This window comes from Succinivibrio faecicola, from assembly GCF_019448115.1.
Classification (GTDB): domain Bacteria; phylum Pseudomonadota; class Gammaproteobacteria; order Enterobacterales; family Succinivibrionaceae; genus Succinivibrio; species Succinivibrio faecicola.
Genome location: NZ_JAGFNY010000046.1, coordinates 1 through 9,418 on the forward strand (window position 1 = coordinate 1; position 9,418 = coordinate 9,418).

The 9,418-nt window shown below is 37.2% G+C and carries 8 protein-coding genes and 2 tRNA genes; 5 read left to right on the forward strand and 5 right to left on the reverse strand.

Translation table 11 applies throughout. The features are described 5' to 3' along the window. Nucleotide 1: 1 nt before the first annotated feature. The 5 genes from J5V48_RS09100 to ptsP form a co-directional block, all read right to left on the reverse strand. Nucleotides 2-74, reverse strand: a tRNA-Ala gene (locus tag J5V48_RS09100). Between the two features lie 175 nt (nucleotides 75-249). After that, nucleotides 250-1,332 carry a glycosyltransferase family 2 protein gene (locus J5V48_RS09105; protein ID WP_219938272.1) on the reverse strand — a complete coding sequence of 361 codons (1,083 nt, stop codon included), beginning with the start codon at nucleotides 1,330-1,332 and terminating at the stop codon, nucleotides 250-252. 98 nt (nucleotides 1,333-1,430) lie between these two features. Next, nucleotides 1,431-1,504: transfer RNA gene (locus tag J5V48_RS09110), tRNA-Gly, on the reverse strand. Nucleotides 1,505-1,547: 43 nt separating this feature from the next. Then, nucleotides 1,548-2,870: a four-carbon acid sugar kinase family protein gene (locus J5V48_RS09115; protein ID WP_219938273.1), complete on the reverse strand. Its 1,323-nt coding sequence runs from the start codon at nucleotides 2,868-2,870 to the stop codon at nucleotides 1,548-1,550. 10 nt (nucleotides 2,871-2,880) lie between these two features. Beyond that, complete coding sequence (ptsP, locus tag J5V48_RS09120; RefSeq protein WP_255557792.1) at nucleotides 2,881-4,539, reverse strand: phosphoenolpyruvate--protein phosphotransferase; 1,659 nt, start codon at nucleotides 4,537-4,539, stop codon at nucleotides 2,881-2,883. A gap of 261 nt (nucleotides 4,540-4,800) precedes the next feature. Between ptsP and gltX the strand changes: the two genes are divergently transcribed. Genes gltX through J5V48_RS09145 form a run of 5 tightly spaced genes read left to right on the forward strand, consistent with a single transcriptional unit; the run spans nucleotide 4,801 to nucleotide 9,333 of the window. Further along, the gene (gltX, locus tag J5V48_RS09125) at nucleotides 4,801-6,204 is read left to right on the forward strand and encodes a glutamate--tRNA ligase (protein ID WP_219938274.1); all 1,404 of its coding nucleotides are present in this window, start codon (nucleotides 4,801-4,803) and stop codon (nucleotides 6,202-6,204) included. Nucleotides 6,205-6,208: 4 nt separating this feature from the next. Further along, nucleotides 6,209-6,577, forward strand: coding sequence for an Rcs stress response system protein RcsF (gene rcsF / locus J5V48_RS09130; protein WP_219938275.1), 369 nt, complete (start codon nucleotides 6,209-6,211; stop codon nucleotides 6,575-6,577). Next, nucleotides 6,567-7,301 carry a tRNA (N6-threonylcarbamoyladenosine(37)-N6)-methyltransferase TrmO gene (gene tsaA, locus J5V48_RS09135; protein WP_219938276.1) on the forward strand — a complete coding sequence of 245 codons (735 nt, stop codon included), beginning with the start codon at nucleotides 6,567-6,569 and terminating at the stop codon, nucleotides 7,299-7,301. The genes rcsF and tsaA overlap by 11 nt, the downstream gene beginning before the upstream one ends. After that, nucleotides 7,285-8,580 carry an NUDIX hydrolase N-terminal domain-containing protein gene (locus J5V48_RS09140; protein ID WP_219938277.1) on the forward strand — a complete coding sequence of 432 codons (1,296 nt, stop codon included), beginning with the start codon at nucleotides 7,285-7,287 and terminating at the stop codon, nucleotides 8,578-8,580. Before tsaA ends, J5V48_RS09140 begins: the two co-directional genes overlap by 17 nt. A gap of 9 nt (nucleotides 8,581-8,589) precedes the next feature. Further along, entirely contained in the window at nucleotides 8,590-9,333 is a 744-nt protein-coding gene (locus tag J5V48_RS09145) for a PHP domain-containing protein (protein ID WP_219938278.1), read from the forward strand. Nucleotides 9,334-9,418 lie beyond the last annotated feature (85 nt).

Consider the following 9,418-nt stretch of genomic DNA (forward strand, 5'->3'; position numbering starts at 1 on the left):
GTGGAGGTAAACGGGATCGAACCGATGACCCTCTGCTTGCAAAGCAGATGCTCTCCCAACTGAGCTATACCCCCACATGATGCTGTGGCTGTTTGAAACAGTTTAGAACTTGTCTCAAAGCGAGATACATTATATATCTATTTTTCTAGTCGTCAATATCTTTTTTAATTTTTTTCCTGTTTCTCCTTAATCTGGCTACAGTTTTGGCTTATTTATGCTATTTTATGAGTGAAAAAGTTTGCTTTTTTGTTATTTTGAATTGATGATTGATTTTAGATAAGCAATCTGAATTCTCTTTAGTTCATCAGGAGATACATCGACTCCGCTTTTTAAAAGTTCTAACAGTAGTTTCTCTCTTTGTGTTGTAAATTTATTGTAGTTTTCATTTTTTGCAAAATCAGGAAAGTTTTTGTATACCTCTTCTTTCATGAAATTGTAAATATCAGGAAGCTTATCGAATCTTGTAAACAGAATATAAAGAGTATTCAGATAAAAGTTCTGCACAAAAGGCCATTCAAGTTTCTTTTTGAACAGTGAAAATGCACCTACAAGTCTGTAGTATTCAAGTACAGCAAGTTCTATTGCAAGTCTGTCTAAATGATGAAGGTTATTACTTGCACAAACTGTAGATGACAGATTTTCACAATAAAAATAGAAGATCTCATCTATTAGATATGTATCCTTGATATAAAGGCTGATTACTTTGGTTAGATAATTGTCTTCATAGACATATTTAACAGGAAATGCTATATCGTTATCAGTAAAAAGTGACTTTTTGTATATGTGACTTGTAAAAAACAGGTTACCATTATTTCCTTGAGATGGAAGATTATAGTCAAAAAAGTTTTCTATTCTCTTGTGCTCTACTGCAAGATCCTGTCGACTCTTGCTGTGCTCAAGAGTTTTCATTTTCTTTTCTACAAAGGATATATCATCGCTTTTTACATGATTTATATTAGTACCTTTTATAAGGATTTCATCATAACTGTGTTTGTCTATTATGTTTTTTACTTCCTGATATAAATGAATATTTACAAAATCGTCTGAATCGACAAATGCTATGTATTCTCCTTTTGCAATAGCAATACCTTGGTTTCTTGCTCCACCTTGTTTTTGGTTTTCATCGTAGGTTATTACAGATATCAGTGATGGATATTTCTTTTCCCATTGAGTTAGTTTATCTAATGTTCTATCTTCAGATGCATCATTGATGGTAATGATTTCATATTGGTTCTTGTCTAGTGTCTGTTCTGTAAGTGACTTTAGACATCTGTCGATTTGATTTTCAACGTTATAGCAAGGAACGATAACACTGATTAAAGGCTGGTTCATAATAAATCCTTTAAAAATTATTATTCTTAACTGAATACCATTATGACTTTATATTTTTTTACGGCAAGATGAAGATAGGATTTAATGATTTTTTTTGATGGAGCAAGTGACGGGAATCGAACCCGCGCCAGAAGCTTGGGAAGCTTCAGTTCTACCATTAAACTACACTTGCAAAATGTCTGTAAAGACAGACATTTATATTACACCAAGTTTATTTAAATTGCTAACTTTCTTTTTATATACTGGATACTGTCAATGATAGTGTTTGTATCAGTAGCTGAAGATGCTGATGTCACACATTTTAGTCCTTCATATGGACCATCAATGATTTCTCCATAACTTGTAAGAGGAAGAACCTGACCTAGGATCTTAAGGCCGATGGTTTTTACTTCTCTGCAGGTTGCAAGTGTGTATTCCGCTCCCTTTGTATATAAGGCCTGAATGTCAGGAGTTTTCTCTAAAACCTTCGACACAATCTGGCCGTAAGCTGTTGCAATGATATCAAGTGCTTCAGCCTGTGTTCTGTTGGTTTTTAAAAGCATTTCCTGATATTCGTCAGTTAACTGATTGTTTATTTCCATATTGTCAGAGACTGCAAAAGCAATAGAGAAATTGTTATATTTTGTAGTGATTTCATCTACAACTCTGTTGATTTCTGCATTTCTTCTTTGCATATCCTCAAGCAGCTCAAGATTATGAACAGTAACGATATTTACCTTCTCTTCAAGTCTTAATTTTTCAACCTGAGCAGAAATCAATGGATTTACACCACCAACGATACCGAATATCTTTGCTGCTGATGCTTCATGTGCAACCTTTTTGGTTCTCATTACCTTTCTTGCAAGAGTTGCGGTAAAAGGACCTGGATCTACAGCTAAGAATTTGATTTTTGACATTACTACAGCATCAGCAATAGTGTTGATTTCTTCTTGAGATGTGCAGTCAAGAACAATCGCTCTTGTACCGTTTTTAGCAAGCTCTTTGAATATATTTGCAAGATGTTCACTTCCGTGAAGGAATTCTTTTAAATGAATTGCTTCTGTCTTGTATCTGAATTTTTCTGTAAAAAGATCTGCTACACGTCCTGAGTGTGCCGGTTGCAGATCTTCAAGTCCTTCTAAGGATTTTTGCAGCGGCTTTCCGTCCACAAGAATATACCCGCCCACATTTGTTCTTTTAAGTGCAGGGAAAGCAGGTACTACAATAGCAACTCGATTCTTGTCACCAAGTGCATCAAGTAAAGCTTCTGTTTCTGCACAGGTATTACCTCTCATTGCAGGATCAATTCTTTTTGCATAAAGCTTTACATCATCAGACTTTAACAGCTTTGCCGATGAGAAAACTATCTGATAGCTCTGCTGAGCGGTAAGTTTTCTTGAGTTTGTTGAAAAGATTACGCAGTCTGAATTCTGTGTGCATGGATCTTTTAAACCTTTAGTATTTATAACTGAGCATACGGTGTTACCGTTTTTTTCTAGTAGTGCACCAACAGCTGAACCACCTGTGATTTCATCTGCGATAACTATACACTGAGGCATTTTATTCTCCTTATCCTAGGGTTGCTATTTTTGCTCTTAATGACAGAACACTTGATGGAACGACTGACATTTCGTCAACTCCAAGCTGTATAAGCTTTCCAAGGAATTTCTCGTCGCTTGCAAGTTCTCCGCAGATACCAACCCAAATTCCAGCAAGATGACCGTTGATGATTGTATTTTCAATCAGTTTTACAACTGCATGATGATATGGATTTAAATAGTTTTCCAAATCTGCATTCTGTCGATCAACTGCTAGGGTAAACTGTGTTAAATCGTTTGTTCCGATACTGAAAAAGTCAACATGCTGAGCAAGTTCGTCTGAGATGATAGCTGCAGCTGGAGTTTCAATCATTATTCCAAACTCCACATCATCTTTGTACTGAAGTTCTTGTTCATCAAGTTCTCTTTTGATTTCTCTGATTATCTGTTTAGTTTCGATTACCTCATCAACTGATGTAATCATTGGAATCATAATTGATAGGTTACCAAAGGCAGAAGCTCTGTACAGAGCTCTTAGCTGCGTTTTGAACAGTGCCCTGTTTGCAAGACACAAGCGAACAGCTCTAAGTCCCATTGCAGGATTCTGCTCTTGCTTTAGCATAAAGTACTCAGCTGTTTTATCTGCACCAATATCAAGAGTTCTTATGATGACTTTCTTGTCACCCATTGTTTCAAGAACTTTTTTATAGATTTCGTACTGTTCCTCTTCAGTTGGATAGTCAGAAGCCTGCATGAAAATATATTCACTTCTGAATAATCCAATTCCTTCAGCATCTGATGCCTTTATCAGCTCAAGATCGGCAAGTGAACCTGAGTTTGCAAACAGATTGATTTTATTTCCTGAGCGGGTAAGGGTAGGTTTTCCTCTGAACTCTTCTAGATGGGAATTTTGTACATCGTCGGTCTTTTTTATTTCGCTAAAACGCTCGATTGTTTCATTATCAGGATCAACATAAATTCGACCTGAGTTACCATCGACAATAACAAAATGACCTTCAAGATCTTCAGTTAGAGAATCACCAACGCATACAATGGTAGGTATTCCCATTGTTCTTGCAAAAATTGCAGTATGTGAACGGTTTGAACCTTTTGAGGTGACTATACCTGCAACTGCTTTTTGATCCAGCTGAACAGTTTCTGATGGAACAAGATCATCTGCTGCAAGAACTACAGATCCTTCATGATTGTAGCTGATACCCTTGTTGTTTAGGATACCATCGTGCATCATCAGAATTTCATTGATTCTTCTTGAAATATCTACAATGTCGGCAGCTCGCCCTCTCATGTAGTCGTTGTCCATTTCAAGAAACTGTTTTTCAAATTTCTGTGCAACAACTGTTACGGCATATTCAGCATTGGAGTGTTCTTTTGTAATAACGTCCTTGATAGAAGAAACATAATCTGGATCTTCAAGCATCATCTGATGGATCTGGAACACAACTGCATTTTGTTCACCAAGCTTTTCTAAAGATGCATCATAAAGAGCACCAAGCTGTGTTATTGCATGCAGACGGGCTTTTTCAAATCTCGCACATTCAGCTTTGGTGTTTTTTATTTCTTTTTTCTCATGTCCAATATCGGCTCTTTTTACAAAGCTTAATTTTCCAAATGCGATGCCTTTGTTTGCTACAGTGCCATGCAGCACAAGGTTCTGTCGGATTTTTGCCAAAGTAACACCTATTTTCTATTATGCTATGTCAATGTTATGAATTGTGATTTTATCAGTCTTCTGATTATACACAAATCAGAAATTTTAGATCTGATTGTTTTAAGTGTAGGTGAAATTATGCATTTTAGGTGGCATTCTCAAGCAGTTTTTAGATTAATATGCTCTTTCTTTAAAAAAACATCCTAAGATTATCATCACAAGTTAAGTCAACAGTGCTAATCCGTGATAAAATACGCAAAAATTTTTTTAAGGAAGTCACTCATGGAAGTTAAGACAAGATTTGCCCCATCCCCAACCGGCTTTTTACATGTTGGTGGTGCTAGAACAGCATTATTCTCATGGCTTTATGCAAAGCACTGCAAAGGTCAGTTTGTTCTTCGTATTGAGGATACAGATAGAGAACGTTCAACTCAAGAAGCAATTGATGCAATCATCGATTCAATGAAATGGCTAGAGCTGAACTGGGATGAAGGTCCTTACTATCAGACAAAACGTTTTGACAGATACCGTGAAGTTATTGACAAGCTTTTAGCAGAAGGCAAGGCATATAAGTGCTACTGCACAAAAGAGCGCGTTGATGCACTGCGTGAAGAGCAGAAGGCAAAGGGCTTAAAGCAGCGCTATGATGGCCATTGCCGTGACGATCATTCAGAGCATTCTCCTGATGAGCCTTATGTTATCCGTTTCCGTAATCCAGATGAAGGTGTAGTTGCTTTTGACGATATGGTAAAAGGCCATATTGAGGTTAAGAACAGCGAGCTTGATGATCTAATCATTCAGCGTTCTGATGGCACTCCAACCTATAATTTCTGCGTGGTAGTAGATGACTGGGATATGGGCATTACTCATGTAATCCGTGGTGATGACCATGTTAATAATACTCCTCGACAGATTAATATCTACAAAGCTTTAGGTGCACCAGTTCCTGTATTTTGCCATCTTGCTATGATTTTAGGTGATGATGGTACCAAGCTTTCAAAGCGTCATGGTGCAGTTTCAGTAATGCAGTACCGTGAGGATGGTTTCTTACCTGAAGCTCTTTTAAACTATCTTGTAAGATTAGGATGGTCTCATGGCGATCAGGAAGTTTTCTCCGTTGAAGAGATGATTAATCTGTTTACCTTAGATGCAATTACAAAGAGTGCATCAGGCTTTAATACAAAGAAATTAGAGTGGTTAAATGCTCATTATATGAAGACTCTTCCTGCAGAGACTGTAGCAAAAGAGCTTGTATGGCATTTAAACAGAATCGGGGTGACCGATTTAAGCAATGGACCTGATCCAAAGCTTGTTGTAAAGAATTACTGTGAAAGAACCCATACCTTAAAGGAGATGGCACAGAAGGCTTTATGTTACTACCAGGAAATCACTGAGTATGATCCTGCTGGTGTAAAGAAGTGGATGAAAGAAGGATCTGTTGATGTTCTAAAGGATGCACTTGCAACCCTTAGTGCTTTAACTTCATGGGATGCTCAGTCAATCGACTCTCAGCTTGAGATAATTGCAAAGAACCGTGAGATCGGTATGGGCAAGGTTGGCCAGCCACTGCGTATTGCCGTAACAGGAAGTGCAATGTCTCCTGGTATTGGTGATACCATGATGCTTGTTGGTCGTGATCGTACCTTAAAGCGTATTGAAAAAGCCATCGAGCATTTTGGAGCATAATTTTATGAAGTACTTTGTAGCACTGTCTGCATTACTGCTTGCATCTTGTTCAAGTTTTGAATTCAAGACAAATCTTGATCCTTCAAATTTTACAGAGTATTTCAAGCCATCTTCTGTTGACGAGGTAACAGAAGAGGATCTTGTTACCAAGCCTTACAGAACTGTAAAGACAGTTGAAGGTCTTTCATGTCAGGAAGATGAGAAAGATGCTGTTGCAACAGAAGCTGATGCAAGAACAAAAGCTCGCATAAAGGCTGCTGATGCAGGTGCAAATGCAATCAGATTTGACAAGTGCGTTCATCTAAAGAATACAAAGGCTTGCAGAGTTTCTATCACCTGCTATGCCGATGCTCTTATTGTAGATGACAAATAGTACTGACGACATGGGGGTTCTGGTAAAACCTATCGGTGTTATCAGAACCCCATTTGCAGATAAATTCGCAGTTCCAAGACAGCCTGGTCTAGCACCTCATGCAAAGGCTGTAATTGAATTCTATCCACCTTATGATGATGAGCAAGCTTTCGTTGGAATAGATGGCTTTTCTCATCTGCATATTCTCTTTGTTTTTGACCGCATCGACTATACAAAATTCAGAGCGCGGGTAAGACCTCCAAGGCTTGGCGGTAATATATCAATGGGCGTCTTTGCAACCAGATCTCCTTTCAGACCAAATAGAATTGGCCTTAGTGTTGTAAAGATAAACAAAGTCATAAGAGAAAAGGGTAAAGTTAAGATAGAAGTCTCTGGAGCAGATCTTGTTGACTCAACGCCGATTCTCGATATTAAGCCATATATTCCATTTGTCGATAGCATTGAATCTGCAAAAGGTGGCTTTGCATCAACAAAACCTAAGTGTCTTAATGTGCAATTTTCAGATTGTGCTTTAGAATTTTTAAAAAATGAAAATAGCGTTGATTTAAAGGCAGTAGAGGAAATTCTAAGTCAGGATCCAAGACCTGCCTATAAGGATATTCACGATAAAAAAGAGTATAGTGCCACTTTATATGGTTTTATATTCAGATTTACAGTTGATGGTGATATTCTTTGTGTGAACAGTGTTATGAAAAATGGAGATGAACATGAAGAAGAAGTATAGTCATGTGGTTTTTGATTTGGACGGCACTGTATATGACACTGAATTTGCCTATACAACGGCATTATATACTGTACTTAAAAAGTATAGGCCAGATACTGAAGAGACATTTGAATCATTAAAAAGATTCATGTCCTATACTGCAAAGAAAACACAGTCTGAACTTGGTTTTGATGGCTATGATCCAAAGGTGTTATCAAAGCAGTGGTGTTCTGTAGTACTTGAGAATGTACATACTATAAAGCCATATGATGGGGTTCTTGGGATCATTAAATATCTTAAAGAGCAGGGGATCAGACTTGGTATTGTGACATCAAGAGCTAAAACCTTTGCTGACACTAAGATTGATGCTATAAGTCCATGTCCAAACGAGCTTGTTCCTTATTTTGATGTCGTAATAAGTGCAGATGATGTTGTGCAACCAAAGCCATCAGCTGAGCCTCTTTTAAAGTATATGGAAATTACAGGCGCAGAGCGAAAAGATATCCTTTTTATTGGTGATACTCAAAGTGATATTGACTGTGCAAAGAGTGCTGGTGTTGATTTTGGTATTGCTCTTTGGGGCTCACATTTAAAATATTCAGCAAGATGTGCACATTTCTTTGCAAATCCATGGGATATTGTAGGTGCCGTTTTTTATGAGGATAACTGCTCATATCAGTGGCTAAAATGGGCAAAGGAGATCCAGGCAATCGGTCAGATTGGTCTTGCTTATTGCACTAATATTTTTGATATAGAGCGTTTTGAAAGACTAAGAGAGATTGCCTCTTCCATGGTTGCCTACATGCTGCATCAGAAGATTGATGATGTATATTCAACCTTATGTATGGATAAAGGATATATAACTCCAAAACTTGATACAAGGGCAGCTGTATTTGATGAAAAAGGAAGGATCCTTTTAGTTAAAGAGAACCGTTCAAACAAATGGTCTTTACCTGGGGGATGGTGTGATGAAGATGAAACAATCTATTCAAATATCATAAAGGAAGTCAGAGAAGAAGCCGGAATGATTGTTTATCCATACAGACTTGTCGCAATTCTTGATAAGTCAAAGTGGAATGTTTTCAGATCTGTTCAGCCATTCCATATTCTTGCTGCATTCTGTCTTTGCAGAATAGGAGAAGGATCTTTTACAAAGAATAGCGAAACATTAGAGAGACGTTTCTTTTCTCTAGATGAAATTCCTGTTAGTGAATTAAGAACAGGTACCACTACAATAGAGCAGATAAAAATGTGTTTTGATGCCTATTCTAATAAGGATTTTGCTCCAGTAATCGACTAAGGAGATTATATGAATTTCAATATTGATCTTCATTCACATACCATTGCAAGTTCACATGCCTATTCAACTATAGGAGAATATGTCGCTTTTGCAAAATCAAAAGGTATTGTGATGTTTGCAAATACAGATCATGGTCCTGCTGTACCTGATGGTGCTCATAGATGGCATTTTGGTAATCTTAAGGTTGTTCCTCATATCTTTGATAATGTAGCAGTACTTAGAGGTATTGAGGCAAATATCCTTGAAAGCGGTCAAATCGATATGGATGTACCGATTTTGAATCAGCTTGATATTGTGCTTGCAGGACTTCATCCAAATCTGACTCCAACAGATAGCGATACTCATACAAAACTTTTAATAAAAGTGATTAAGTCAGGATTAGTAGATGTAATTTCTCATCCTGGTGATATTCGCTATCCATACGATGAGCAGGCTTTTTTAGAGTGTGCGAAAGAAAATAATGTAGCAATTGAAATCAATTCATCATCTGATGTGAATTCAAGATTCAATTCAAAAGAAAGATGCATAAGAATCGGTCGTATGGCTGCAAAGATAGGTAATATCATTTCTATAGGTTCAGATGCTCATATCTGCCATTATCTTGGCAATTTTGAAAATGCTATTGATACTCTTGAAAAGGCAGGTATTAAAGAAGAGCAGATAATTAACCGAAGTGCAAAGTCGGTTCTTGATTTTTTAAGCTCAAGAGGACATTCAAATCTTCAGGATATCAAAAATCATTTTGGACTTTGATATTTATAAACTCTAGTTTCCCACATGGAAATTTAAAACAAACCTAGATGCACTCTAGCGTTGATGCTCTTTAAAAACATGTATT